Here is a 25,047-nt window from a genome sequence, read left to right as displayed (position 1 = left end):
CACTTGGGCCAGTCGCCCCGCGCCGCCCCCGGCGGCGCCGGCGACGCGCCGGGCGGTCGCGGTGGTGTGCGCTGTCGCGTGCGGCGGGCCGGCGCGCCGGGAGGGCGCCGGTGGACCGTCAGACACGACAGGCCGTTTCGCCCGCCGTGAGGTGGGCGGTGGACCCGTGCGGAAGCCACAGCAGCGCTCCCTCGGTCAGCTCCCGCCGTCCGTGCCGGGTGGTGACGGTGGCGTCCCCGGCCAGGATCAGCAGAAGGGCGTCCGGGTCCTCTCCGTCGTGGACGCGCAGGCGTTGCCCCGGCAGCGGGCGGCTGATGCCGGCGCCCAGCTCGCTGCCGGGCGCTGACAGCCTCCACACTCCCCGGCCGGTGTCGCGGCGACGGCGGTGAGGGCCCGCGTGTCGCACAGCAGCCGCGGCGCCGGGGCGCTCCGGGTGCCGTGGCCCCGCTGGTCGTCGGCGCCGGCCGCGGTGGTGAATGGTTCAGTCATCGGTGACGACCCGTTCGACGTCGGGGACGGCGGGCCGGTCGGCGCGGCCGCCGTCGAGGAAGGCCGTGAAGTCGGCGGCCAGGGTGGTGGGTTCGACGTCCGGCAGGGCGATGAGGGCGGGCAGGAGCACGGCCTGTTCCACGGCGGACTGGGTGGCCAGGCGCGCCTCGATGCTCTGTGCGACGGTCCTCGCGCGGTGCGCGTCGTCGGTCCGGGTGAGTGCGTCGATGTCCTCGTCGAGTGCGGTCGCGGCGGTGCGCAGGGCCCGGATCAGCAGGCGGGTCCCAGGGAGGTCCGCGGCCGGTGCGTACAGGGCCCGGTCGGTGGCGTCGAGGTGGCGGCGTACCGGGCCCGCGCAGAAGTCGGTCAGGGCCGCGAGAGCGGCCTCGCGGGCGTCGGCGCCCAGTTCCAGTTCGGTCAGCAGCGCGACTTTCGGCCGCAGCTCGGCGAGGAGCCCCTGCAGGCCGGTGCGGATCACCGCCCGCGCCTGGACGGCCGATTCGTTCTCGGCGGCCCGGATGAACACCTCTGACGTCGGCGTCATGGCTCTGCCTCTTCCCCTGTCGCACCCCGAACGGACACCCTCAATTATTACATGTAGTATTCGTAAAAACTGGGGCCGGAAACCCCGTCGAGGGGAGGAGGTGCGCCGATGACCTACGTGATCGCGCAGCCCTGTGTGGATGTGAAGGACAAGGCGTGCGTCGAGGAATGTCCGGTCGACTGCATCTACGAGGGACAGCGGTCGCTGTACATCCACCCGGACGAATGCGTGGACTGCGGGGCCTGTGAGCCGGTCTGCCCGGTCGAGGCGATCTTCTACGAGGAGGACGTACCGGCCGAGTGGCGGGAGTACACCCGGGCGAACGTGGAGTTCTTCGACGCTCTCGGGTCTCCGGGCGGTGCGGCCGGGCTCGGGTCGATCGAGCGTGACCATCCGCTGATCGCCGCTCTTCCGCGACAGGGGGAGTGAGGGCGGGAACTTCCGCGGACGCCCGGGTCAGCCGGTCTTGGCGATGGTCAGCAGTGCCGCGGCGTCTTCGAGGGCTTCGAGGCTGTGGCGGGCGGGCGGTACGAGCAGCAGGTCTCCGGCGATGCCCTCCCAGGCATCGTCGCCGCTGTGCAGCCGTACCCGGCCGCGCAGTACGAGGACCGTGGCCTCGCCGGGGTTCTCGTGCTCGGCCAGGGCGGTGCCGGCGCGCAGGGCGATGAGCGTCTGGCGCAGGGTGTGTTCGTGGCCGCCGTACACGGTCTCGGCGCTGCGGCCGGTGGAGGACGAGGCGGCCCGTTCCAGATGTTCGCGGACGCGGGCGTCGAGAGAGAGCTTCTGCATGGGCTGAGGGTGCCGTTTCTGTGTCAGTAGCGGACGCCGATGCGGCGCCAGCGGCGCCCGCTGGTACCGGGTTCGGTGGGATGGGCCGCCGTACGGGAGCGGTACAGGACGAACGGGCGCCACAGGTACCACAGCGGCACACTCCAGGCGTGTACCAGCCGGGTGAAGGGCCACACCGCGAGGATGGCCCAGGCGGCGGTGGCGTGGACCTGGTAGATGAGCGGGGCGTCGGAGATCGCGGCGACGTCCGGGTTCCCCGCGAACAGGCCGCGGAACCACAGGGCGACGCTCAGCCGGTAGTCGTAGCCGGCTCCGAAGAGGTTGATGCCCATCGTGGGAATGATGCCGAGCACGATGACGATCGCGAGCAGGATCAGGGCGAGCCAGTCGACCGGGCTGGTCGTGGACCGCACCCGGGGCACCGTGGTACGGCGGAAGGCGAGGATGGCCACACCGAAGATCACGGCGAGCGCGGCGATGGTGCCGCCGATCGAGGAGAACCAGCGGTAGGTCTCCTCCGGGATGCCCAGCCAGCGGGTGAACGACTCGGGGACGAGGATGCCCAGCACGTGGCCGGCGATGGCCGCGAAGGTGCCGTAGTGGAACAGCGGTCCGCCCCATTTCAGCAGGCGGCGCTCCTGGAGCTGGGTGGACCGGCTGGTCCAGCCGAACTGGTCGTAGCGCCAGCGCCAGACGTGGCCGACGACGAAGGTGACGAGGGCGAGGTAGGGCAGGATGACCCACCACCACAGGTCCCAGGAGCTCATCGGCCCTCCTTGGCGCTCAGGAACGGTCTCGCGGTCGGCTGGGGGAGCGACGCCGGGTGCCCGGGCGCGAAGTGGGGATCCGGCTCGGTCTGTTCCGGCGGCCCGAAGGGCTCCAGTCCGGTGTGTTCCGGTGGCCCGAAGGGTTCCAGGCCGACCTGTTCGCCCGGTGGCCCCTCGGCGGCCAGCCGGCGCCAGGTGTCGCGCTCGCGGCGGCTCGGTTCGGGCAGCCGGCCGCAGAGAACGTCCAGAACGTCGGCGTAGGGAGCGGAGCGCTCGCGCAGCGCCTGCCGGAGTAGTTCGAGTCCGGCCCGGCACTGCAGCAGGACGCGGTGGCCGGACTCGGGAGCGAGGGCGGCGAACTCCAGGACCAGCGGCAGGAAGTCGGGCAGCTCGAACTCGGGCGGTTCGTGCCCGGCCTGGCGGTAGGTGTGCTTGAGGGCGAGCAGGGCCATCCCGCGGGCACGGGTGTCGCCGTGCCGGTAATAGGTCAGGTGGAGGGAGCGGCGGCGGGTGTGGTCGAAGGTGTCCACGTACCGCTCGGCCGCCACGGGGGGCGGCAGACCCCGCAGGTGGTCGCGGACGGCGGTGAGACGGGCGCGGTCGGCCTGGACGCGGACGGCGGGGAGCGCGGCGGCGACATCGTCGAGACAGGCGAGCATCGCTTCGTCGGGGTAGCGCAGCAGGACGGCGGCGATGCGGTGCACGACCGGGGTGTCGGGGGCCCGGCGTCGCGCCCGGCGCGGGCTCATGAGGCGTCCGTCCCGGTGCCGAAGAGGCCCGGGGCCGAACTGTTGCCGTCCCAGCCGAGGAGGTTGAAGCGCACCTGTCCGTCGCTGTCGCGGAACTGGCTGCCGCCGCCGGGTGCCGTGAGCCCGGGCAGGGCGGGCGGTGGCACCGGGCCGAGCCGGTCCTCCCCGTGGCCCGCCTGGTCGGCGACGCCGCCGGGGCGGTCCAGGGAGCAGTGCTGGGCCATCAGGGCGCCGGAGCCCTCGGCGTGCACCCGGGGGATGACGTAGCGGTCGTCGTACTTGGCGATGGCCAGCAGCCGGTAGAGGTCCTCGATGTCGTCGGCGCTCGCGCCGACCGAGTCGAGCAGTTCTCGGTCGGGCGGGTCGCCGAGCTGCCGGCCGCGCATGTGGGCGCGCATGGCGGTGAGTCTGCGCAGCACGTTCTCGACCACGGTGGTGTCCCCGGCGGTGAAGAGGTTGGCCAGGTACTCCATGGGAATGCGCAGGGAGTCGATGGCGGCGAACACGCGGTCGGGGTCGTCGTCGTGGTAGCCGGTGGCGTGCACCGCGTCCGTGACCGGGGACAGCGGGGGCACGTACCAGACCATGGGCATGGTGCGGTACTCCGGGTGCAGCGGCAACGCCACCCGGTGGCGCTTGATCAGCGCGTACACCGGGGAGCGCCGGGCGGCCTGGATCCAGTCGTGGGCGATGCCGTCCCGTTCGGCCGCCGCCTGCACCTCGGGGTCCTCGGGGTCGAGGAAGACCGACAGCTGCGCCTCGTACAGATCCTTGTCGTCCTTGACCGAGGCGGCGTCCAGGACGGCGTCGGCGTCGTAGAGCATCACCCCGAGGTGACGCAGCCGGCCCACGCAGGTCTCCGAGCAGATGGTGGGCTGACCGGCCTCGATGCGCGGGTAGCAGAAGGTGCACTTCTCGGCCTTGCCGGTGCGGTGGTTGAAGTAGACCTTCTTGTAGGGGCAGCCCGACACGCAGAACCGCCAGCCGCGGCAGCGGTCCTGGTCCACCAGGACGATGCCGTCCTCCTCCCGCTTGTACATGGCCCCCGACGGGCAGGAGGCGACGCAGGACGGGTTGAGGCAGTGTTCGCAGATGCGCGGCAGGTAGAACATGAACGCCTGCTCGAACTCCATCCGCACCCGTTCCGACAGGCCCTTCAGGTTCGGGTCGGCGGTGGCGTACTCGCCGGCCCCGGCGAGGTCGTCGTCCCAGTTCGGGCCGTGCACGGGCCGCATGTCCAGGCCGGTCAGCTGCGACTTGGGACGTGCGCTGGTGAAGCTGTCGGACAGCGGCGCGGTGGTCAGGCTCTCGTAGTCGTACGTCCACGGCTCGTAGAAGTCGTCGAGCGAGGGCAGGTCGGGGTTGTAGAAGATGCTGAGCAGCTTGCGCACCCGGCCGCCGGACTTCAGCGTCAACTTGCCCCGGCGGTCGAGGGTCCAGCCGCCCTTCCACTTCTCCTGGTCCTCGTAGCGGCGGGGGTAGCCGGCCCCGGGTTTGGTCTCGACGTTGTTGAACCAGACGTACTCCGATCCGGGCCGGTTGGTCCACGTCTGCTTGCAGGTCACCGAGCAGGTGTGGCAGCCGATGCACTTGTCGAGATTCATGACCATGGCGACCTGGGCCATACAGCGTCCGATTGTGCCTGCGGCACGGGGCATCAGAACTGCACCTCCTGGCTGCGGCGGCGGATGACGGTGATCTCGTCGCGCTGGTTGCCGGTGGGGCCGATGTAGTTGAAGCCGTACGAGAACTGGGCGTAGCCGCCGATCAGGTGGGTGGGCTTGATGAGCAGCCGGGTCAGGGAGTTGTCGCCGCCGCCGTGCAGGCCGGAGGTCTCGCTCTTCGGCACGTTCAGGTGGCGGTCCATGGTGTGGTACATGAACACCGTGCCCTCGGGCATGCGGTGGGTGACCACCGCGCGGCAGGCGACCACACCGTTGCGGTTGTACGCCTCGATCCAGTCGTTGTCGGCCACCTGGATCTTCTCCGCGTCCAGCGGGCTCATCCAGATCACCGGACCGCCCCGGAACAGCGTGAGCATGTGCAGGTTCTCCTGGTACTCGGAGTGGATGGACCACTTCGAGTGCGGGGTCAGGTAGCGCACCACGAGCTCCGGGTGGCCGTCCGGTGAGCGGCTCGGGTCGCCGAAGTGGGCCGTCATGTTCAACGGAGGCCGGTAGACGGGGAGCTGTTCGCCGAACTCGGCCATCCAGTCGTGGTCGAGGAAGAAGTGCTGGCGGCCGGTGAGGGTGTGCCAGGGCTTGAGGCGTTCGACGTTGACGGTGAACGGGGAGTAGCGGCGGCCGCCGGACTCGGTGCCGGACCACTCGGCGGAGGTGATCACCGCACGGGGCTGGGTGCGGGTGTCCTCGAAGGTGATGCGGTCGCCGGAACGCTCCTCGGCCAGGTCGGCCAGGTCCACGCCGGTGCGCTCCTCCAGCGCGCGCAGCGACGCGACCGCGAGACGGCCGTTGGTCGTCCCGGACAGGGCGAGGATCGCCTCGCAGAACTGGTCGTCGCGGGCGATCGAGGGGCGTCCGTCGGCGATGCCGCCGCGCACCGTGCCGTTGCGCCGGCGCAGGTAGTCGATCTCCTGCTCGGGTTTCCAGGTCAGACCCTTGGTGGTGGTGCCCAGGCGGTCCAGCAGCGGCCCGACGGCGGCCATCTTCTCCGCCACCGCCGGGTAGTCGCGCTCCACCACGATCAGCTTCGGCATCGTCTTCCCCGGCACCGGCTCGCACTCCCCGGCCCGCCAGTCCCGCACCCGCCCGTGGGGTTGCGCCATTTCGTCCGCCGTGTCGTGGGCGAGCGGGGCGGCGATCACGTCCCGGCGCACTCCCAGATGGGTGGCGGCGAGCTTGGAGAACTCGGCCGCGACGGTGTGGAAGATGTCGAAGTCGGTGCGGGTCTGCCACGGGGGCGCGATGGCCGGATTGAAGGCGTGCACGAAGGGGTGCAGGTCGGTGGAGGACAGGTCGTACTTCTCGTACCAGGTGGCGGCGGGCAGCACCACGTCGGAGAACAGGCAGGTGCTGGTCATGCGGAAGTCGACGGCCACCGACAGGTCCAGCTTGCCGACCGGGGCCCGCTCGCGCCAGGTGACGTCCTTCGGGCGCAGGCCGGGCGGGGTCTCGCCGGCGGTCACGGCGTCGTCGGTGCCGAGCAGGTGCCGCAGCATGTACTCGTGGCCCTTCATCGACGAGGCGAACAGGTTCGCCCGCCAGATGAGCAGCACCCGGGGGAAGTTCGCCGGGTCGTCGGGGTCCTCGGCGGCGAAACGCAGCCGGCCGGCCTTCAGCTCCTCGACGATGTACTCCGGTACGTCCTTTCCGGCCCGCTCGGCCTCGTCGCACACGTCCAGCGGGTTGCGGTCGAACGCCGGGTGGGAGGGCAACCAGCCCAGGCGGGCGGCCAGCGCGTTGCAGTCCGGCAGGGTGCGTCCGGTCAACCGCCCCTCTCCCAGCGGGCTGGCCAGCGTGTCGGCGGCGAACGCCTCGTAACGCCACTGGTCGGTGGCCAGCCAGAACAACGGCGTACCCACCATGTGACGGGTGGGCCGCTGCCAGTCCAGGCCGAACGCCAGATGGAACCAGCCGGTCAGCGGGCGCACCTTCTCCTGCCCGACGTAGTGCGCCCAGCCGCCGCCGTTGACCCCCTGGCTGCCGGTCAGCATCACCAGGGACAGGAACGCGCGGTAGATCTGGTCGGAGTGGAACCAGTGGTTGGTCCCGGCCCCCATCGCGATCATCGAACGGCCGCCGGTGCGCTCGGCGTTGCGCGCGAACTCCCGCGCCACCCGCGCCGCCGCCTTCGCCGGCACCGAGGTGATCGCCTCCTGCCAGGCCGGGGTGCAGGGCACGCTCGCGTCGTCGTACCCGGACGGCCACCTGCCGGGCAGACCCTCGCGGGCCACCGCGTACTGGGCCAGCACCAGGTCGAACACGGTGGTCACCAGGTGCCCCGCGACCCGCATCGCCGGCACGCCCCGCCGCAGCACCCCGCCGGACTCCCCCGGGCCCGTGTCGAAGCGCGGCAGATCCACCGGCACCGCCTCGCCGTCGGACCGCCCGTACAGGGAGAGCAGGGGGTCCACTCCGTCGAGCCGCAGGTTCCACCGCGGGCCGCCGTCCGGGGAGGTCCAGCGGAAGCCCAGCGAGCCGTTCGGCACGACCGGCTCACCGGTGCGCCCGTCCAGCAGGACCGTCTTGAACTCGGCCGCCTCAGCGTCCTGACCGGGGAGGTCGGCCGCGGTGAGGAACTTGTCCGGCACGTACGCGTCCCCGCGCGCCCGCAGCCGCACCAGAAACGGCAGGTCGGTGTACGTCTTGCCGTACTCGGTGAAGTACGGCACCTGCCGGTCGCGGTAGAACTCGCTCAGGATCACATGGCCCATCGCCATCGCCAGCGCGCCGTCCGTGCCGGGAGCCGCGGCCAGCCAGTCGTCGGCGAACTTGGTGTGGTCCGCGTAGTCCGGCGAGACCACCACGACCTTCTGCCCCCGGTAGCGGGCCTCGGTCATGAAGTGGGCGTCGGGCGTGCGGGTGATCGGCAGGTTCGTGCCCCACACGATCAGATACCCGGCGTTCCACCAGTCGCCGGACTCGGGCACGTCCGTCTGGTCGCCGAACACCTGCGGCGAGGCCATCGGCAGGTCGGCGTACCAGTCGTAGAAGGAGGAGATCGTCCCGCCGATCATGGACAGATACCGGGTCCCGGCCGCGTACGACGCCATCGACATGGCCGGGATCGGCGAGAAACCCACGATCCGGTCCGGGCCGTACCGCTTCACGGTGTGCACCTGTGCCGCCGCCACCAGCTCGCTCACCTCGCGCCAGTCGCAGCGCACGAAACCGCCCTTGCCGCGCGCCCGCTTGTAGACGGCGCACCGCTCGGGGTCCGAGGTCAGCCAGTCCCACGCCTCGACCGGGTCCGCGTGCCGCTCCTTCGCCTGCCGCCACAGGTGCAGCAGCGGGCCGCGCACGTACGGATAGCGGATACGGGTGGGCGAGTAGGTGTACCAGGAGAACGACGCCCCTCGCGGGCAGCCCCGCGGCTCGTACTCGGGGGAGTCCGGGCCGACCGAGGGATAGTCGGTCGCCTGCGTCTCCCAGGTGATCAGGCCGTCCTTGACGAAGACCCGCCACGAGCACGACCCCGTGCAGTTCACCCCGTGTGTGGAGCGCACCTCCCGGTCGTGGCGCCACCGCTCCCGGTAGAACTCCTCCGCGGCCCGGCCTCCCTCGCGGTACAGCGTCCGCCGGTCGGGGGACTGGGCGCCGGGGAAGAAGTACTGCGCCGTACGCATCAAACGCTCGAGCGCCTCACCAGAGAGGTCGGTGCCCACGCCATTCGCCTCCTCGAACGCCCAAGTTGCCTTCGTGCGCGTTGCCTGCTCCGCCCGCGTCGCGTGGTGCCAGGACGTGAGGCGCAAGCATCACCGTGCCCCACCGGGGGGCGGACCGAACAGGTACGACACACCGTCCGCCGGCAGGACATCGCCGCCGTCCGGGCGTCACCGGCCGGCCGGTGACGCCGCGGTCGTCACCCGTCCGGCCCGGGCCTCCCGGCCGGACGGCGCGGGCCGGGCCCGGCCCGCGCGCCGACGACCTGGGAATTCGTGGACAGCCGTTCCGCCGCACGCGTCGCGGGCGCCGCGGTACCAGCGTTCACGTGGGTGCACGGAACCGGCCAGGGACAGTCTCGGCGTTGCCTACCCGGCCTGCAACCGGCTAATCACGCAAGCGGCGTGCCGCTCGGCCTGCCCGCGGCCGGGGGAGCGCGTAGTGTGCATGGCAGCGCGACATGCTGAGGCGCCGGGAGGAAGCACCATGGCGCACAACCCGCGGCAGCGGGGTGAGGACCGGGGCAGCGTGGCCGTGCGGCCTCTGCGGCGTGCTCTGGACCGGCACCGGCTGCGGCACCTGCTGGACGCCGTCGGGGCGGTCAGCGCCGACATGGACACCCGCACCATGCTGCACCGCATCGTGGAAGCGGCCACCGACCTGGTCGCCGCACGCTACGGAGCACTCGGCGTGCTCGCGGAGAGCGGCGAGGTCACCGACCTGATCACCGTGGGCGTCGACGACCCGCAGCTGTGCGCCGCCATGGGCATGCCGCAGGGCCACGGCCTGCTGCACACCATGGTGGACGACCGGGAACCGCTGCGGGTCGCGGACGTGGCGGGGCACCCTCGTTCCGTCGGCTTTCCGCCCGGGCATCCGGTCATGCGGACCCTGATGGGCGTGCCGCTCATGGTGCGCGGCACCGTCTACGGTGACCTCTATGTCGCCGACAAGCTGGACGGCACGCCCTTCGACGACGACGACGAGGGCCTGCTGTCGGCTCTGGCCAGTGCCGCGGGCGTCAGCCTGGAGAACGCGCGCCTCTACGAGCACCTCAAACACGCCGCCGAGCACTTCCAGCGCCGTATGCTGCCCACCCTTCCCGACCTTTCGCCGCTCACGGCCTCGGCCCGTTACGAGCCCGCCTCCGAGCTGCCCAGGCTGGGCGGGGACTGGTACGACGCCATGGCCTTGCCCGACGGCGCCACCTGCGTCGTCGTGGGTGATGTGACCGGGCACGACGTGGAGGCCGCCCCGCTGATGGGCCAGATCCGCGACATGCTGCGGGCGCTCGTCCTCGACCGGGGCGAGCCGCCCGGCCGGCTCGTGTCACGGCTGGACCGCGCCCTGACGGCGTTCGACGACCCGCCGACAGCCACCCTGGTGCTCGGCCGTATCGAGCACGGAGAGGGCGGGCAGTACGGGTTCCGCTGGAGCAACGCCGGCCATCTCCCGCCGCTGCTGGTCGGAGCGGACGGCAGCACGCACTATCTGGCACCCGCCCGGCACGGGATCCCGGTGGGCATCGACGCGTCCGTCTCCCGGTTCACCCACGAACACCCCCTCCCGCCCGGCAGCACCCTGCTGCTGTTCACCGACGGGCTGGTGGAGCGCCGCGACCAGGACATCGACACCGGGCTGGACGACCTGGCCGAGCAGTCCGCCCGACTGGCCACCGCCCCGCTGGAGGAGCTGTGCGACACGCTGATCAGCCGAAACCGTCAGGTTTTCGACGACGACGTCGCCGTGCTCGCCCTGCGCACCCCCGTGGACGACCCGGCACGCTGAGAGACGGGCGCCCGCCCGGAGCCGCCGATGGGGGTGGCACCCGTGACCGGCCCGGCCGGGGCCGACCTCAGGACAAGGGGGGAGGAGGCTCCCCGGGCGTCGACGCGCCGGTCACCGCTCCTCGGCCAGCCATTCGGCGAGGACGGCCGCCTGGCTGTGGTCCACGTCCCGGGTGGCGGTCAGCAGCGTGAGCCTGTCGTGCGCGGCGATGTCCCGCAGACGCTCGGCGGCCTGCCGGTGTCCGGCATCCCGCAGTTCGGCCAGATAGCGGCGGCGGAACTCGGGGAAGCGGCTGGGCTCGTGGGCGTACCACTTGCGCAGATCGCTGGAGGGGGCGACATCGCGCAGCCACTCGTCCAGGTGCGCGTCGTCCTTGCGCATGCCCCGGGGCCAGACGCGATCGACCAGGACACGCTTGCCGTCGTCGGAGGCGGTCTCTTCGTAGACTCGCCGGTAGGTGATCTGCTTGGCCATGAGGGCACCCTCCGAACCGGATCGGCCGCCGGGCCCGGAGCCGGCGGACCGCTCGTACCGCACCGCATACGGACGTGTCTTGCCGTCTCCAGTTTATCGGCGAACCCCCGGGACGCTCCCGGCACAGGCTCGCGGCGGACTCGGCGCGGCGATCGCCGCCTACGCGTCGGGCCGGGCCGGGTCGGGGTGGGCCTCCTCGGTGGGGTGCGGCCAGTGCGCGAGGCTGCCGGGCGAGGGGGCGGACTGCACCGCCTCCTCTGCCGAGGGGTAGATCTCGTAGCTCTCACGCATGCCGCTGAGGTCGAAGATCCTCAGCGTCCGGGCGGAGACGGCGGCGATACGCAGCGAGCCCTCGTGTTCACGGACGCGTTTGGTGATCGCGACGATCACCCCCAGCCCCATCGAGTCCATGAAGCTGACGAAACCCAGATCCAGGACGAAGTGGCGGTGCCCCTCGTCGACCAGCTTGATCACCGCTTCCCGGATCAGCGGCGCGGTGTGCGCGTCCACCTCACCGTCGACCTCGACCACGGTCCAGCCGTTGACCACGTCATAGCTCACCATCAGGTTCTCGTGCCGGACGACGTTCGTTCGCATGGCCATCCCTCTTCCGTCCCCGGGCGGCGCGGCCGTCCGCCCGCACCGCACACCACCGATCCGGCCCCGCCTCGAGTCCACCACTGCGGGTGGCCTGCAACGGGGCGCATCAAACGCGGACGGCCGGGGACGGCAACCCCCTCCTGGCTCGCGGACGCGCAGGTCAAGAGGGGGTGGCGGCGTTCCTTGCGAGGGCTCTCGGATGTCCGGAAGAGACCAGGCGGCCTCGCGCCCTGCTGCGACGGGCGGTTGCGGGGCGCCGGCGACATCGAGGTCCTGGCTGGGGCGGTTCACGAGACGGTGCGCTCGCACGGCATACCCGCCGGTGAGGACCAGGGGATACGGGGAGCCGAGCGCGATCACATCCGCCAGGAGCCGCGTGTGCAGCTCCGGCATGTCCGTCACGCGGCCGCCCGAGTGCGGGAGCCGAGCTGGGGGAAGGCGTCTTCCCACACGGTGCGGCCGACGAGTGTGCGCAGCACCGGCCACAGCACAAAGTCCCTGAGAAGTGACACGGGCGAGGGCGAACCCCCTCCTGGCTGCGACGCGCAGGTCAGGAGGGGCAAAAGGGCGGCTGTTCCGACCGCGTTAAATGTCCCGGAAGATCTCGATCTGCGCCCCGATCGAGTTCAGGCGCTCGGCGAGGTCCTCGTAACCGCGGTTGATGACGTAGACGTTGCGCAGGACGGACGTACCCTCCGCGGCCATCATGGCCAGGAGGACGACGACGGCGGGCCGCAGGGCTGGCGGGCACATCATCTCGGCGGCGCGCCAGCGGGTCGGGCCCTCGACGAGGACACGGTGCGGGTCCAGCAACTGCAGACGGCCGCCGAGGCGGTTGAGGTCCGTGAGGTAGATCGCACGGTTGTCGTAGACCCAGTCGTGGATCAGGGTCTTGCCCTGGGCCACGGCCGCGATGGCCGCGAAGAACGGCACGTTGTCGATGTTCAGGCCGGGGAACGGCATGGGGTGGATCTTGTCGATCGGCGCCTCCAGCTTGGAGGGGCGCACGGTCAGGTCCACCAGGCGCGTACGGCCGTTGTCGGCCACGTACTCCGGCGTGCGGTCGTGGTCGAGACCCATCTCCTCCAGCACCGCGAGCTCGATCTCCAGGAACTCGATCGGCACCCGGCGCACCGTCAGCTCCGACTCGGTGACGACGGCGGCGGCGAGCAGGCTCATCGCCTCCACCGGGTCCTCGGAGGGGGAGTAGTCCACGTCCATGTCGATGTGCGGCACGCCGTGGACGGTGAGCGTGGTCGTGCCGATGCCCTCCACCCGGACGCCGAGCGCCTCCAGGAAGAAGCACAGGTCCTGGACCATGTAGTTGGAGGAGGCGTTGCGGATGACGGTCACGCCGTCGTGGCGGGCGGCCGCCAGCAGCGCGTTCTCGGTCACGGTGTCGCCGCGCTCGGTCAGCACGATCGGACGGTCCGGGTGGACGGAGCGGTCCACGGTGGCGTGGTACTGCCCCTCGGTGGCCGCCACCTCCAGGCCGAACCGGCGCAGCGCGATCATGTGCGGCTCGATGGTGCGGGTGCCGAGGTCGCAGCCGCCCGCGTACGGCAGCTTGAAGCGGTCCATGCGGTGCAGCAGCGGGCCGAGGAACATGATGATGGACCGGGTGCGGACGGCCGCCTCGGCGTCGATGGCGTCCAGGTCGAGGTCGGCCGGCGGCACGATCTCCAGGTCGACGCCGTCGTTGATCCAGCGGGTGCGCACGCCGATCGAGCCCAGCACCTCCAGCAGGCGGTACACCTCCTCGATCCGCGCCACCCGGCGCAGCACCGTGCGCCCCCGGTTGAGCAGCGAGGCGCACAGCAGGGCCACGCAGGCGTTCTTGCTCGTCTTCACGTCGATGGCGCCGGACAGCCGGCGGCCGCCGACCACCCGCAGATGCATCGGGCCCGCGTAGCCCAGCGACACGATCTCGCTGTCCAGGGCTTCCCCTATGCGGGCGATCATCTCAAGGCTGATGTTCTGGTTGCCGCGCTCGATGCGATTGACGGCGCTCTGACTGGTGCCGAGCGCTTCGGCGAGCTGCGCCTGCGTCCAGCCGCGGTGCTGCCGGGCGTCACGGATGAGCTTGCCGATGCGTACGAGGTAGTCGTCTGCCATGAGGTTGAGGTTATCTCAGATATGAGATGGCGCCCGTCAGGGGGGTCCGATCGGGTGAGCCACCGTCAATGACCCCACGGTCAGGGCCCCGACGGCGGTGCGTCGCGTGTCGCGCCATGTCTCGGACGTCCGAAACATACCGGCAAATACGCCCATGTCGGATGACATCCGGGTCCGTTGCTCCGGCCGTCGCCGGGTGCTCCCTCGGATACCCCGACTCGGTCGGCCCATGTGTCCTCCCGTCGAGTCGACTGGGTGCCGGGTGCGCTGCGCCGGTCCGTATCGAACACCTGGGGGGAAACAGTATGGGAGAGCGCGCGGGCTGCCGCACGGACGACAACGAGAAGGTGGTCCCGGGCTTCTTCCGGTAGGGAAGACTGCGCCCGCGCTGACCTGTCGCAGCGAAGGTCGAGCGTTTCTCGGTGGAGGTTGAGTGGTGCGGTCACTCGTGCGAGCAGGACACCCGCGTCGGTGGCGCGTTGCGGCATCCACTTGAAGTGATGGGTTCTGGTCGCCGAGGGAGCCTCGCCATCGGTCCCGGTCGGGCGGCGATGGGCTCGGTCATTCGTCCATTTCGGCCTGGCGTGAAACAGCGACCGCATCGGCTGAGGGCGGGCGTGTCAGCAGCCGTCGAGGAATGTGACCGTCTCGCCGGGCAGCGCCCGGCCCGTACGGACGTGATCGACCGTGACGTCCTCGAACCCGATCGACATGCCGCAGAAGAGCATGAGCTCGGCCGGGGGTGACAGGACCTCCGCGACGCTCCGGTGGAACTTCGCCCAGGCCATCTGCGGGCAACTGTGCAGCCCCTCGGCACGCAGCAGCAGCATGACAGTCTGCAGATACATGCCGGCATCGGCCCACTGGGGCGCACCCATGTCGCGGTCGATGTAGCAGAACAGGGCAGCGGGCGCACCGAAGCAGTCCCAGTTCGCGGACGCGGCCCGCTGGCGCGCCTCCAGGTCCTCACGCGCGATGCCGAGTGCGCCGTAGCGCTGCGCGCCGAAGGCGGATCGGCGCTCGCGGTAGGGGGACTTCAGCGTGGTCGGGTACTGCTCGTACTCCGGCTCGTCCCACGGGTCGCCTGCGGCCAGGCGCTCGCCGGCGCGCTTCTTGACCTCGGCCAACGGCTGGCCGGTCAGCACGTAGGCGTGCCAGGGCTGGATGTTCGATCCGGACGGCGACCAGGCTGCGGCGGACAGGACACGCTCAAGCGTCTCCCTCGGAACCTGCCGGTCGGTGAACCCGCGTACCGCCCGTCGGCTCCTGACCGCCTCATAGACGTCCATGATCGCTTGCCTTCCCATCTGCTCGACGCATCCACTTCCACTACAAGAGAGATAGTGTCACTCGATACTATTTCATGTAAGACTACCCTCGAGCGTGAATCCCCAGCCCCTCGGCGCCCACGCCTGGGGCACGGCATTGTGGAGAGAGCCCATGGCGACACTGCTGCACATCGACTCGTCCGTGTTCCCCGGCGAGGCGTCCTCGTCCCGTTCGGTCACGGCCGCCTTCCGCAAGAGCTGGGAGGAGCAGCACCCCGAGGGCACGGTGATCTACCGCGACCTCGCCGCCGACCCCGTCCCGCACATCACCGCCGACGCCTGGTCAGCCGGTTACGCCGCCCCGCACGAGCGCACCCCGGAGCAGTCAGCCGCGTTCGCCGGGCGCGTGAAGCTCATCGAGGAGCTGGAGCAGGCGGACGCCGTCCTGATCGGCGCTCCCATGTACAACTTCTCGGTCCCGTCGACACTGAAGGCATGGCTGGACAGCGTGCTTCTGCTCGGCCGCACCGCGGGCGAGACCCCCTCCGCCCAGGGCACCCCGGTCGTCGTCGTCGCCAGCCGCGGCGGCTCCTACGCGCCGGGCACCCCGCGCGAGGGCTTCGAGTTCGTCCAGAACTACCTGGAGGCCGTCCTCGAGGGCACCCTCGGCCTGGACCTCGACTTCATCGTCCCGGAACTCACCATGGCCCCCCGCAACCCCGCGATGTCCGACCTGGTCCCCCTCTACGAGGCCTCCCGCGAGCGCGCCTTCGAGGATGCGACCACCAGGGCCAAAGAACTTGCGGAGCGCCTCGCCGCGTAACCGCCGGGCCATGAGTGCCGTGTGATGCCCAGGGCCTCACACGGCACCCTCGCCGAGCGTGCCCTCCGTGGGCGATGGCGACGGTGCTCCGCGACCGAGGCTGGTGGCCCGGACCTGCGAGCCGTGGTATGTGTGACCTGCGAGGATGGCCGCAACTCTCAAGGCGGATTCTCGCGACGGCCACGTGCGACCAAGCGCGCCCAGTCGGCTGACGACCGGCGGGCCTACTCCTCGTCGTCCGCGCGGTAGGCGAACCGGGTCAGCAGATCCTTCAGCTTCTCGGGCTCGCCGGGCTCCAGTTCGGCAATGAGACGCTCGGCCAGCGGCTCCGCCGCCGCATGGGCCGCATCGAAAAGTTCGAGCCCCTCAGGCGTGATCTCCACTGCCCGCACCCGCCGGTCCCCCGGGACGGACCTGCGCACGGCCAGTCCTTTGCGCTCCAGGTCGTCCACGACCCGCATGATGCCCGCCTTGTCCGACCCCGTCGCCGTCGCCAAGTCCCGCTGTACGGTGGGCCCGCGGTTGACCAGCACGATCAGCACCGCGAAATGCCGCAACTCGATACCGAGTGGCCGAAGCGCCTCCCCCATCACCGCGGCCGCGCGCCAGTGCGCCTGACGCAGCAGCAAACCGAGAGCGAAAGGCGAGGCATCCCCGGGGCGGTCGGTCGCACGCGACGCGGCGGATCGGTCAGGAACGTCGGCGGTCATAAGGCCACAGTAACAGCCATCTACTCGTTCGATACGGTATCGATTGAAACTAGCTGAACTGCGCCCGTGGTTGCGGCCCGACCATCGGGTCGCGCGTGATCCTCTGTCGCGGTGGAACGGCGGCACCGACGGTGACGTCCTCGAACCGGGCACTCCACTCGGCGCCCAACGCCACCCGCCGGCGCCGTGCGTCATCGAAGAAGTCCGGATCGTGGTAACGCTCACCCTTCGCCGCAAGAGGCCAGCGGGCCGCGCATGACCATCCGGCCCCCATGTACTAGAGTTATCTCGACATCGAGATATCTGCCGAGGAGCACCGCAGCCGCCCTATCGGTAAGGGTTACCTAACTTAGCCTTGCCTCAGCGGAATGGCCGAGATGCCGTGGCGGCAGCATCGTGGTGGTACGCGCACATCAATGAAGGAGACTGTCGTGTCGGCGAACAGCTTCGACGCCCGCAGCACGCTGCAGGTGGGCGACGAGTCGTACGAGATCTTCCGGCTTGACAAGGTCGAGGGCTCGGCCCGACTGCCTTACAGCCTGAAGGTCCTGCTGGAGAACCTGCTCCGCACCGAGGACGGCGCGAACATCACCGCCGACCACATCCGCGCCCTCGGCAACTGGGAGTCCCAGGCCCAGCCGTCGCAGGAGATCCAGTTCACGCCGGCCCGCGTGATCATGCAGGACTTCACCGGCGTGCCCTGTGTCGTCGACCTCGCCACCATGCGTGAGGCGGTCAAGGAGCTCGGCGGCGACCCGGCGAAGATCAACCCGCTCGCCCCGGCCGAGCTGGTCATCGACCACTCCGTCATCGCCGACAAGTTCGGCACCAACGACGCCTTCAAGCAGAACGTCGAGCTGGAGTACGGCCGGAACAGGGAGCGCTACCAGTTCCTGCGCTGGGGCCAGACCGCCTTCGACGAGTTCAAGGTCGTCCCGCCCGGCACCGGCATCGTCCACCAGGTGAACATCGAGCACCTCGCCCGGGTCGTCATGGTCCGCGACGGCAAGGCCTACCCCGACACCCTGGTCGGCACCGACTCGCACACCACCATGGTCAACGGCCTCGGCGTCCTGGGCTGGGGCGTCGGCGGCATCGAGGCCGAGGCCGCGATGCTCGGCCAGCCGGTCTCCATGCTGATCCCGCGCGTCGTCGGCTTCAAGCTCACCGGCGAGCTGCCCACCGGCACCACCGCCACCGACCTGGTGCTCACCATCACCGAGATGCTGCGCAAGCACGGTGTGGTCGGCAAGTTCGTCGAGTTCTACGGCGAGGGCGTGGCGGCGACCAGCCTCGCCAACCGCGCCACCATCGGCAACATGTCGCCGGAGTTCGGCTCCACCGCCGCGATCTTCCCGATCGACGCCGAGACCATCAACTACATGCGCCTGACCGGCCGCCCCGAGCAGCAGCTCGCGCTCGTCGAGGCGTACGCCAAGGAGCAGGGCCTCTGGCTGGACCCGAACGCCGAGCCGGACTACTCCGAGAAGCTCGAGCTGGACCTGTCCACGGTCGTGCCCTCCATCGCCGGTCCGAAGCGCCCGCAGGACCGCATCGTCCTCGCGAACGCCGCCGAGCAGTTCAAGCTGGACGTCGTCAACTACGTCGACACCGTCGACGAGGCCGGCAAGGACTCCTTCCCGGCCTCCGACGCCCCGGCCGTCCAGACCAACGGCGCCCCCGCGTCCAACCCGGTCCCGGTCACCGCCCCCGACGGCACCACCTACGAGCTGGACCACGGCGCGGTCACCGTCGCGGCCATCACCTCCTGCACCAACACCTCCAACCCGTACGTCATGGTCGCCGCCGCGCTGGTGGCCAAGAAGGCGGTGGAGAAGGGCCTGACCCGCAAGCCGTGGGTCAAGACCACCCTGGCGCCGGGCTCCAAGGTCGTCATGGACTACTACGACAAGGCCGGCCTGACCCCGTACCTGGACAAGCTGGGCTTCAACCTCGTCGGCTACGGCTGCACCACCTGCATCGGCAACTCCGGCCCGCTGCCGGAGGAGGTCTCCAAGGCCGTCAACGAGCACGACCTCGCGGTCACCTCGGTCCTGTCCGGCAACCGCAACTTCGAGGGCCGGATCAACCCCGACGTCAAGATGAACTACCTGGCGTCCCCGCCGCTGGTCGTCGCCTACGCGATCGCCGGTTCCATGCGGACGGACATCACCAAGGAGGCCCTGGGCACCGACCAGGACGGCAACCCGGTGTACCTGAAGGACATCTGGCCTTCGGAGTCCGAGGTCAACGACGTCGTCGCCAACGCGATCGGCGAGGACATGTTCTCCAAGTCCTACTCCGACGTGTTCGCCGGTGACGCCCAGTGGCAGTCGCTGCCGATCCCGACCGGCAACACCTTCGAGTGGGACGCCGAGTCCACCTACGTCCGCAAGCCCCCGTACTTCGAGGGCATGGGCATGGAGCCGGCCCCGGTCGAGGACATCGCGGGCGCCCGGGTGCTCGCCAAGCTGGGCGACTCGGTCACCACCGACCACATCTCCCCGGCCGGCGCCATCAAGGCGGACACCCCGGCGGGGCAGTACCTCACGGAGCACGGCATCCAGCGCCGCGACTTCAACTCCTACGGTTCCCGCCGCGGCAACCACGAGGTGATGATCCGCGGTACGTTCGCCAACATCCGCCTGCGCAACCAGATCGCGCCGGGCACCGAGGGCGGCTACACCCGCGACTTCACGCAGGAGGGCGGCCCGGTCGCCTTCATCTACGACGCCTCGCAGAACTACCAGGCCGCCGGCGTCCCGCTGGTCGTCCTGGCCGGCAAGGAGTACGGCTCCGGCTCGTCCCGCGACTGGGCGGCCAAGGGCACCGCGCTCCTCGGCGTCAAGGCCGTCATCGCCGAGTCCTACGAGCGCATCCACCGCTCGAACCTGATCGGCATGGGCGTCCTGCCGCTCCAGTTCCCGGAGGGTCACTCCGCGGCCTCCCTCGGCCTGACCGGCGAGGAGACCTTCTCCGTCACCGGCGTCACCGAGCTCAACGAGGGCCGCACCCCGCGCACGGTGAAGGTCACCACCGACACCGGCGTCGAGTTCGACGCGGTCGTCCGCATCGACACCCCCGGTGAGGCGGACTACTACCGCAACGGCGGCATCCTGCAGTACGTGCTGCGCAGCCTGATCCGCAAGTAAGGGATCAGCAGGAGCAGTTGGGCCGCATCCCCGGCGACGTGGGTGCGGCCCTCCTCTTTGGCCCCGGAAGGCGTGGGCCTCAGAAGCCGACGAGCGCCTCCAGGTCGATCTCGACCGGGAACGGCACCTCGGTCACGAGCTTCTCGTGGTGCACGGGGTGCATCGGAGCGGGGATGTACGTACGCGTGTCCGCGTTGAGCCAGTACTCGTGCACGGCGAGCTTCTGGTCCCGGTCGAGTTCGACGCGCCAGTAGCAGGGGACCTTGCACGTCGCGAAGAGCGCGGGCTTGCGCACCCGGTCGTCCTGGCGGGAGCCGGGGGAGACGACCTCGACGGCGAGAGCGAGCTTGTCCACGGGGATGCATGCGGCCTCGAAGAAGTTCAGCTTCCGAGGGTCGTAGACGATCACATCGGGCTTGGGCGTGTTCCGTTCGTCCACCATCACGCACTGCTCGGTCAGAACGCGATAGGGCTTGACGCGTGCTTCCTTGAGGGCGTCGGCGATGCCGTCCCGTACCTCGTTGTGCCAGACGTTGGTCTGCCCCCACGCCACGATCACTCCGTCCACAAGTTCCCAGTCAAAGGGCAGCTCAAGGTGTTTGACCTGGTCGAAGGTCCAGCCGGTAGCCGGCGGGAACATCCAGGTGTCCTCGGTGGCCGGGCCGAACTGGGGTGTGGTCATCATCACTGCTCCCATGAGCGACAGTGTGGACGTTGTCACGCCTCGTGGTCTTACGTACGAAGGTACCGTCACCCGAAGTGGCGAGGCGACGAAGCGCCCTTGACCCACCGATCGGTGCCCCAGCCGTTTACAGCAGCCCCGGTTCGCGCTACGTTCACCCCGAAGTGGGAGCGCTCCCAAGTGTCGGTGGACCGGAACCCGCCGCCCGGAAGCGCTCCCACCCCTGCAGGCGTGCGCACACGACGAGGGGGCGGGCCCGGACCGGCCCGCCCCCTCGACTGCTCGGGATGTGCGTCAGGCCAGCAGCTCCACCTCCGCCAGCGCCGCCGTGCCGTCCAGGACCAGGCGGTACTTCTGGTAGGTGCCCGGCTCGGCGATCGTGAACGGACGGGTCTGCTTGTCCCAGGCGAAGGACTCGCCGGCGCGCTTGTCCACCGTGGTCCAGTGCGTGCCGTCGGCGGACGCCTGGAGGGTCCAGCCCGTCGGGGCCTTCGAGTGGTCACCGGAGGAGGTCAGGGTGTACTGGACGGCCTTGGTGACGCCGGTCACCGGAAGATCCACCGTGGTCACCGTCGAGTCCGTCGACGAGGTGTCGTCGAACAGCGCGCCGTCACCCTTCAGCACGTCCGAGCGCGGGCTCGGCGCCTTGTCGCCGGTCGTGATCGACACGGGCGACGCGTTCTTCGCCGTGCCCCACTTCGACGGCCGCGGGCCCATGTCGAACTCCAGGACCCCGCCCTTGGAGAGCAGCGAGTGCGGCAGGTTCGTCGAGTTCCAGGCCTTGCCGTTGAACCGCACACCCTGCACATAGATGTTCTTCGCGCTGTTCTTCGGCGCCTTGATCACCAGGTCGTGGCCGTTCTCCAGGTGGACGGTCGCCTTGGTGAACAGGGGCGAACCTATGGCGTAGTCGCCGCTGCCCATGACCAGCGGGTAGAAGCCCAGCGAGGAGAAGAGGTACCAGGCCGACTGCTCGCCGTTGTCCTCGTCGCCGTGGTAGCCCTGGCCGATCTCGCTGCCGACGTAGAGGCGGGAGAGCACCTCGCGGACCTTCGCCTGCGCCTTCCAGGGCTCGCCGGCCGCGTCGTACATGTACGTGACGTGGTGGGCGACCTGGTTGGAGTGGCCGTACTGGCCCATCCGCACGTCCCGCGCCTCGGTCATCTCGTGGATGATCCCGCCGTAGGAGCCGGCGAACTCCGAGGACGCCGTCTCCGGGGTGGAGAAGTAGGTGTCGAGCTTGTCCCCGAGGGCCTTCTGGCCCCCGTAGAGGTTGGCCAGGCCCCGGCTGTCCTGCGGGGCGGTGAAGGCGTAGCCCCAGCCGTCGGTCTCCGTGTAGTCGTAGCCCCACACGCGCGGGTCGTACTTGGCGGAGTCGACGCGCCAGTTGCCCTTGGCGTCCCGGCCCTGGAAGAAGCCCGCCTTCGGGTCGAACAGCTTCACATAGTCCTGGGCCCGGTTGAGGAAGTACTGCGACTCCTCCTGGTAGCGCTTCTCGCCCGTCTTCTTGTAGAGGGCCAGTCCCATCTGCGCGATGCCGTAGTCGTTGACATAGCCCTCCATCGCCCAGGACAGGCCCTCGCCGGTCGAGGTGCTGGTGTAGCCGAGGAAGGGGGAGGTGCTCATGCCCTTGCGGCCCACGCCCGAGGACGGGGGCACGACCGTGGCGTTCTTCACGGCCGCGTCGTACGCCGCCTTCGCGTCCATGGGGACGCCCTTGACATAGGCGTCGGCGAAGGCCACGTCCGAGGAGGTGCCCGTCATCAGGTCCGCGTAGCCGGGGGAGGACCAGCGAGAGGTCCAGCCGCCGTCCTTGTACCCCTGCACGAACCCGTCGGCCATCTCACCGGCCTGGGAGGGCGTCAGCAGTGAGTACGCCGGCCAGGTGGTCCGGTAGGTGTCCCAGAAGCCGTTGTTGACGTACACCTTGCCGTCGACGATCTTCGCGCCGGTGTGCGTCGGCGTGTCCTGGCCGGGCATCGGCGAGAACGGCGAGGCGTACCGGTACTTCCCGTCGACCTTCTCGAAGCCCGAGTTCGGGTACAGGTACAGCCGGTACATGCTGGAGTACAGGGTGGTCAGCTGGTCCGGCGTGGCGCCCTGGACCTCGACCTTGCCGAGCAGCTTGTCCCAGGTGTGCCGGGCGTGCGCCTTGACGGCGTCGAAGGACGTCCCGTCCGGGATCTCCTGGCGCAGGTTGTCCTCGGCCTGGTCGACGCTGATGAGCGAGGTGGCCAGGCGCAGGGTGACGGCGTGGTCCTTGCCCGCGTCGAAGCGCAGGTAGCCCTTGACGCCACTGGCGGAGCCCTCCTTCACCGGCCTGTCGAAGACGCCGTAGACGAAGAGGCGGGTGGCGCCGGTCGACAGCCCGGACTTCACGTCCGAGTAGCCGGTGACGATCCCGTGCTCCTTGTCCAGGGTCAGGCCGGCCTGGTCGGTGACGTTGTCGAAGAGGACGCTCGCGTCGTCGCCCGGGTAGGTGAAGCGCAGGGCGGCGGCGTGGTCGGTCGGGGCCATCTCGGCCTTGAGGCCGTTCTCGAACGTCACGCCGTAGTAGTAGGGGCGCGCGGTCTCGTTCTCGTGCCGGAAGGCGAGGGCGCGGGCGGTGCGGTCGGTGTCCGGGATGCCGGCGGCGGCGGACGGCATCACCTGGAACGTCTGCCGGTCGCCCATCCACGGACTCGGCTCGTGGCTGACGCTGAACGCCTGGATCGTCGGCAGGTTGTCGGTGTTGTTCGCACGCGCGTACTCGTACAGCCAGCTCAGCGAGGAGGCGTTGGTCACCGGCGTCCAGAAGTTGAAGCCGTGCGGCAGGGCGGTCGCGGGGAAGTTGTTGCCGCGCGAGAAACTGCCGCTGGAGTTGGTGCCGCGGGTGGTCAGCGCGTAGTCCGCCAGGTGCGCCTTCGGCCGCTCGGGGGCCGCGCGCTTGATCGACACGTCGTCCAGCCAGCCGCGGAACTTCGCCGGGCCGGTGGGGGAGTCGTAGGCGAGCAGGATCCGGTCGATGGTCTTGCCGGCCGCGACCGAGCCGATGCGCGAGACGACGTTGTTCCACTGGTTGACGTAGAGCGTCTTGGCCGCGCCCTGCCCCTGCGGGCTGAGGGCGAAACCGTGTTGGTCGGTGGCGCCCAGCCGGCTCAGGTACGTGCCGTCGGTGAAGGCCAGGTCCACGGCGACGTTGGTGGCGTCGTAGTCGCGGTCGCCGTCCGCCATCGACGGGTAGATGCGGTACGACAGTTGGGTGTCGCGAGAGACCTTGACGTCGACGTCGAAGACCTTGTTGTACGAGTACGCCCGCCCCTGGGCCGTGTGCCGGCCGGCGTAGCGCAGCGCCCGCCTGCCCGTGAAGCCGGCCCCGGACTTCGCGGTCGGCGAGCCGCTCGGGCCGCGGTCGACGAGGGAGAGCATGTCCTGCGGGACCGTCCCGTCGCCGTCGCCGGTGGAGAACTGCACGTCGGCGAGCTGGACTATGTTCGAGGCGCCGTTGTTCTTCGTGATGTCCAGCCGGAAGTGCTGGTATTCGGCCGGTTCGGCCAGGTCGTACGTCTTGGTCTGGAACCGTTCGGGGAACGACTCGCCGGAGCGGGTGTCGACGGTCTTCCAGTCCTTGCCGTCGGTGGACGCCTGGAGGGTCCAGTCCTTCGGGTCGCGCTCGGCGAAGTCGTTGGCGGACGTGAGGGCGTATCGAGTGATCTTGACTGGTCTGTCGAAGTCGAACTCGACCCAGCCGGTGGGCTCGAACGTCAGCCACTTGGTGCCCGACTCGCCGTCGACGAGGTTCTCCTTGACCTCACCGCTGCCCGTGTTCTCCCCGCTGGCCCGCAGGTCGGTGACATGGTCGTCCACGTTGCCGGGAATGCCGGTGCTGTAGCCGCCGTCCACGCCCGAGGCGCGCTTGCCGCCGTCCGGCGCGGTGTCGACCGTGTTCAGCCAGTCCGGTGCCGGGTCGCCGGCCTCGAACGAGGACGTGAACTCCGTTGCGGCGGACGGGGCCTTGCCGGGCAGGGCGATCGCCGCCCCCTGGGAACCTGCGGCCATGACAAAGGCGGCCGCCAGAACGACCGCCGGGCTCCATCTGTGCCGTGCTCTGCGCTGCATACGAGGGCACCCTCCCTGGTTCTCCCGCGCCGGACAACGTTGTCAAATTCGGCGCAAGCTCCAGTAGGGAGTCAAGTGACCAGTGGTGTCAAGGGTGTTGTGTGTGGCATTCGGGCGCGAAGTCCGGGATATTTCCCTCAAGGGGGCCACAGGTGACTCATATTTCCGCGAGGTCTCAACTCGGAAAAGACCGGCGGCGAACCTTGCATTCGATCTTGCTCCGTTGGCGGGAAGTGGACTATACCTGTCGGCACTCCGGGGCATCTTCACAGCACCCGATCATCATCGACGTATCACCGAGAACGTCCAGCATCACCGCACTTCCTGCACGACCCAGCTTGACCCGAACGCGGTGCCGGGAAGGATCCGGTTCACCGCCTGAGTCCTGGAGAAGGCGAGGACTTGAGCATGGCATCCACCACCGGCGTAGGCCATCGCGATCTGATCAGGCGGAGCGCGACCGCCGCTCCGGCTTCGGCGACTGTTATGCCGGCATCGCTCAGCTGATCACCGGCGCCGCACCGCGGCTCCGAGACGACGGCGACAACGCCCCACGTGTGGCCGGCGCAAAACCGGTCCGGCCACGGCGGGCGCACACGCAGCACACCCGTACAGATCCGATCGATCAGTGAGGATGCAGAGATGACCATTCGTGCC

At 69.9% G+C, this 25,047-nt stretch carries 18 protein-coding genes; 4 read left to right on the top strand and 14 right to left on the bottom strand.

The window, feature by feature from the left end; translation table 11 throughout:
- Window positions 1-118: 118 nt before the first annotated feature.
- Together ACWDUZ_RS21090 and ACWDUZ_RS21085 are read right to left on the bottom strand one after the other, a co-directional pair.
- The gene (locus ACWDUZ_RS21090; RefSeq protein ID WP_451633308.1) at window positions 119-358 is read right to left on the bottom strand and encodes a hypothetical protein; all 240 of its coding nucleotides are present in this window, start codon (window positions 356-358) and stop codon (window positions 119-121) included.
- 123 nt (window positions 359-481) lie between these two features.
- Window positions 482-1,033, bottom strand: a complete 552-nt coding sequence (locus ACWDUZ_RS21085; RefSeq protein ID WP_451633307.1) for a DUF2249 domain-containing protein — start codon at window positions 1,031-1,033, stop codon at window positions 482-484.
- A 108-nt stretch (window positions 1,034-1,141) separates the two neighbouring features.
- Here ACWDUZ_RS21085 and fdxA point away from each other — a divergent pair, with 108 nt between their 5' ends.
- Window positions 1,142-1,462, top strand: a complete 321-nt coding sequence (fdxA, locus tag ACWDUZ_RS21080; RefSeq protein ID WP_451633306.1) for a ferredoxin — start codon at window positions 1,142-1,144, stop codon at window positions 1,460-1,462.
- Window positions 1,463-1,489: 27 nt separating this feature from the next.
- On the opposite strand, the gene ACWDUZ_RS21075 is transcribed toward fdxA, so the two are convergent.
- Genes ACWDUZ_RS21075 through ACWDUZ_RS21055 form a run of 5 tightly spaced genes read right to left on the bottom strand, consistent with a single transcriptional unit; the run spans window position 1,490 to window position 8,643 of the window.
- Entirely contained in the window at window positions 1,490-1,822 is a 333-nt protein-coding gene (locus ACWDUZ_RS21075; protein WP_451633305.1) for a cupin domain-containing protein, read from the bottom strand.
- A 23-nt stretch (window positions 1,823-1,845) separates the two neighbouring features.
- Window positions 1,846-2,589 (bottom strand): respiratory nitrate reductase subunit gamma, encoded by a 744-nt coding sequence (gene narI, locus ACWDUZ_RS21070; RefSeq protein WP_451633304.1) that lies wholly within the window; start codon window positions 2,587-2,589, stop codon window positions 1,846-1,848.
- Window positions 2,586-3,338 (bottom strand): nitrate reductase molybdenum cofactor assembly chaperone, encoded by a 753-nt coding sequence (gene narJ / locus ACWDUZ_RS21065; protein WP_451633303.1) that lies wholly within the window; start codon window positions 3,336-3,338, stop codon window positions 2,586-2,588. Before narJ ends, narI begins: the two co-directional genes overlap by 4 nt.
- Window positions 3,335-4,996: a nitrate reductase subunit beta gene (gene narH, locus ACWDUZ_RS21060; protein ID WP_451633302.1), complete on the bottom strand. Its 1,662-nt coding sequence runs from the start codon at window positions 4,994-4,996 to the stop codon at window positions 3,335-3,337. Before narH ends, narJ begins: the two co-directional genes overlap by 4 nt.
- On the bottom strand, window positions 4,996-8,643 hold the full coding sequence (locus tag ACWDUZ_RS21055) for a nitrate reductase subunit alpha (protein WP_451633369.1): 3,648 nt from the start codon (window positions 8,641-8,643) through the stop codon (window positions 4,996-4,998). The genes narH and ACWDUZ_RS21055 overlap by 1 nt, the downstream gene beginning before the upstream one ends.
- 523 nt (window positions 8,644-9,166) lie before the next feature.
- Here ACWDUZ_RS21055 and ACWDUZ_RS21050 point away from each other — a divergent pair.
- Entirely contained in the window at window positions 9,167-10,468 is a 1,302-nt protein-coding gene (locus tag ACWDUZ_RS21050; protein WP_451633301.1) for a PP2C family protein-serine/threonine phosphatase, read from the top strand.
- A 111-nt stretch (window positions 10,469-10,579) separates the two neighbouring features.
- On the opposite strand, the gene ACWDUZ_RS21045 is transcribed toward ACWDUZ_RS21050, so the two are convergent.
- The 4 genes from ACWDUZ_RS21045 to ACWDUZ_RS21030 all read right to left on the bottom strand — a co-directional run bounded on the left by ACWDUZ_RS21045 (window position 10,580) and on the right by ACWDUZ_RS21030 (window position 14,946).
- On the bottom strand, window positions 10,580-10,942 hold the full coding sequence (locus tag ACWDUZ_RS21045; RefSeq protein WP_451633300.1) for a DUF488 domain-containing protein: 363 nt from the start codon (window positions 10,940-10,942) through the stop codon (window positions 10,580-10,582).
- Between the two features lie 159 nt (window positions 10,943-11,101).
- The gene (locus ACWDUZ_RS21040; RefSeq protein WP_451633368.1) at window positions 11,102-11,545 is read right to left on the bottom strand and encodes an STAS domain-containing protein; all 444 of its coding nucleotides are present in this window, start codon (window positions 11,543-11,545) and stop codon (window positions 11,102-11,104) included.
- A gap of 582 nt (window positions 11,546-12,127) precedes the next feature.
- Entirely contained in the window at window positions 12,128-13,657 is a 1,530-nt protein-coding gene (locus tag ACWDUZ_RS21035; RefSeq protein WP_451633299.1) for a helix-turn-helix domain-containing protein, read from the bottom strand.
- A 620-nt stretch (window positions 13,658-14,277) separates the two neighbouring features.
- The gene (locus ACWDUZ_RS21030) at window positions 14,278-14,946 is read right to left on the bottom strand and encodes a nitroreductase (RefSeq protein ID WP_451633298.1); all 669 of its coding nucleotides are present in this window, start codon (window positions 14,944-14,946) and stop codon (window positions 14,278-14,280) included.
- Window positions 14,947-15,097: 151 nt separating this feature from the next.
- Here ACWDUZ_RS21030 and ACWDUZ_RS21025 point away from each other — a divergent pair, with 151 nt between their 5' ends.
- A complete protein-coding gene (locus tag ACWDUZ_RS21025) occupies window positions 15,098-15,748 on the top strand; it encodes an FMN-dependent NADH-azoreductase (protein ID WP_451633297.1) in 651 nt (216 codons plus the stop codon).
- Window positions 15,749-15,972: 224 nt separating this feature from the next.
- On the opposite strand, the gene ACWDUZ_RS21020 is transcribed toward ACWDUZ_RS21025, so the two are convergent.
- Window positions 15,973-16,458 carry a MarR family winged helix-turn-helix transcriptional regulator gene (locus tag ACWDUZ_RS21020; protein ID WP_451633296.1) on the bottom strand — a complete coding sequence of 162 codons (486 nt, stop codon included), beginning with the start codon at window positions 16,456-16,458 and terminating at the stop codon, window positions 15,973-15,975.
- A gap of 431 nt (window positions 16,459-16,889) precedes the next feature.
- Here ACWDUZ_RS21020 and acnA point away from each other — a divergent pair, with 431 nt between their 5' ends.
- Window positions 16,890-19,610, top strand: a complete 2,721-nt coding sequence (gene acnA, locus ACWDUZ_RS21015; RefSeq protein ID WP_451633295.1) for an aconitate hydratase AcnA — start codon at window positions 16,890-16,892, stop codon at window positions 19,608-19,610.
- Between the two features lie 79 nt (window positions 19,611-19,689).
- Here the strand turns inward: acnA and ACWDUZ_RS21010 are convergent, their stop codons facing one another.
- Both ACWDUZ_RS21010 and ACWDUZ_RS21005 read right to left on the bottom strand, forming a co-directional pair.
- The gene (locus ACWDUZ_RS21010) at window positions 19,690-20,307 is read right to left on the bottom strand and encodes a Uma2 family endonuclease (RefSeq protein ID WP_451633294.1); all 618 of its coding nucleotides are present in this window, start codon (window positions 20,305-20,307) and stop codon (window positions 19,690-19,692) included.
- A gap of 279 nt (window positions 20,308-20,586) precedes the next feature.
- Window positions 20,587-24,390 (bottom strand): GH92 family glycosyl hydrolase, encoded by a 3,804-nt coding sequence (locus tag ACWDUZ_RS21005; protein WP_451633293.1) that lies wholly within the window; start codon window positions 24,388-24,390, stop codon window positions 20,587-20,589.
- Window positions 24,391-25,047: the final 657 nt, after the last annotated feature.

The sequence above is a fragment of the Streptomyces sp. NPDC003393 genome (assembly GCF_053589015.1).
The sequence above is the reverse complement of the archived record's forward strand: the minus strand, read 5'-3'. Positions and strand labels throughout refer to the sequence as shown.